Origin of the sequence: Vibrio sp. 10N.261.55.A7 (genome assembly GCF_002877365.1) — a bacterium.
Taxonomy (GTDB): domain Bacteria; phylum Pseudomonadota; class Gammaproteobacteria; order Enterobacterales; family Vibrionaceae; genus Vibrio.
In genome coordinates this window covers 1,814-3,604 of sequence record NZ_MCWZ01000018.1, presented here as the reverse complement: position 1 = coordinate 3,604, position 1,791 = coordinate 1,814, and the positions used below count along the sequence as shown (strand labels likewise).

Annotated in this window: 1 protein-coding gene; it reads left to right on the top strand. The window is 51.0% G+C overall.

Annotated elements, in window-relative coordinates:
* Window positions 1-1,741 (top strand): hypothetical protein (locus BCU12_RS01970; protein ID WP_102402722.1); only part of this gene is annotated, 1,741 nt, incomplete at its 5' end.
* Window positions 1,742-1,791 lie beyond the last annotated feature (50 nt).

The window sequence follows — 1,791 nt, the reverse complement described above, 5'->3', positions numbered from 1 at the left end:
TGAGACCGAGTCGGTCGATACGGATGGGGATGGCACTGGTAACAATCGAGATGTGGACGACGATGACGACGGCGTCCTTGATGTGAATGATGTGTTCCCATTGGACGAAGCCGAGTGGTTGGATACCGATGGAGACAGTGAGGGCAACAATGCCGACTTGGACGATGATAACGACACCTACCCAGACCTGATTGACGGTCTGCCATTGGATGCGTCTAGGCAGTTGGCTCCGTTCGATTTAACCGAGGTGTCGCTAGAGAGGATAGCCTGGACGGCGAGTGCTAACAATCCGGATAATATGGTGTACACGGTGTGTGAGAAAGACGCGGCGCAAGAGAATGCGTGTCAGGTACTGGCGACGGTAGACGGGGGCGCGACAGAATATGTGATGCCGAAGAAAGGTGTGTTGCTGAAATACATTGAACCGACGTCATTTTTTGTGATGGCGAACTACTTGCCGTCGGGCGATACAGAGCAGACGAGTGAGGTGTCTCTGAGCACGTCGACGAATGATTTGTTGGAGTATCAGCAATACCTTAAGGCGTCCAATGCGGGTGCGGGCGATAAATTAGGCTCCGAATTGGCGTTGTCTGGGGATGGGCGTGTGTTGGCCGTGGGCGTTCGGTATGAAGATGGAGATGGTTACATGTCAACTGATTCTGGTGCGGTCTACATCTATCGGGATTTGGAGAATAATGGGCGATGGACACAGACGGGGTACTTAAAAGCCACTACGCCAACGGTTTATGGTAGATTTGGCCGCAGTGTCTCGATATCTCAAGATGGTCATCGATTGGCTGTAGGATCAGAGTATAGCGCGACAGTGTTGGATTACGATGAGACGACTGAGCGGTGGGTTGAGTCCTATGTGGCAACAAGTTCCAATGGTAACTTTGGGCTTGATGTCGCGCTATCGGCAGTCGACGGTAAGACATTGGTGGTGGGTTTGCATGTGGAAAATACAGCCTATGTCTATCAAGATCTGGAGACTGGGTGGGCAGAAAAGGCGCAATTAACCACCGCTTCTCTAGACGCTAGTGATCAATTTGGACGCCATGTCGTGGTGTCGGGGGATGGCTCGGTGATCGCGATTTCAGCGTCAGAAGAGGACTCGGGCGTTGCGGGTGATAGGGAGGATAACAGTGCAACCGCCTCAGGGGCAATATACACGTTCCGATACAATGAGGCTCAGGCGACTTGGCTTGAGGAGAGCAGCAGTCACTTGAAACTCGGTACCGATGAGTTTGTCAAATCCTATTGTCGGGCTAAGGTAGGAGGGTTGTCTACGGATGGCAGTGTCCTAGTGGCGTCGTGCTCTGCTAATAATCCTGATTATGCAGTGACGGTGTATCGCTACAATAGCTTACTTTCGCAGTGGGAGGGAAGTGCTGCCCTTCCTGCGAAAACATATCTCAGTAGTGGCGTAGCGTTATCTGGGGATGGCCATACCATTGCGTACAATGAAAAGCATTACCCAGACATAAATCTAAACCAAGGGGTGGTTCTGATGTATCGGTACGATGCCATCAATGACGTGTGGAATAAGCGAGCAGAATTGACAGCAGCCAATGCGGAAGATTTGGATTACTTTGGTTATACATATTCACTTACCACTATGTCCTTATCTGACGATGGCAACACGCTTGCGGTGGGCGCTTTCGGGGAAGATGGCAGCGCCGATGGTGGTCTGACAGAGTTAGATAACGATCTGCCAGATTCCGGTGCGGTGTACGTTTTCTAGGGGCAAGGAATGGAATTTATCGTTCATTAAGGCACTGTCTCGTCCTAAAA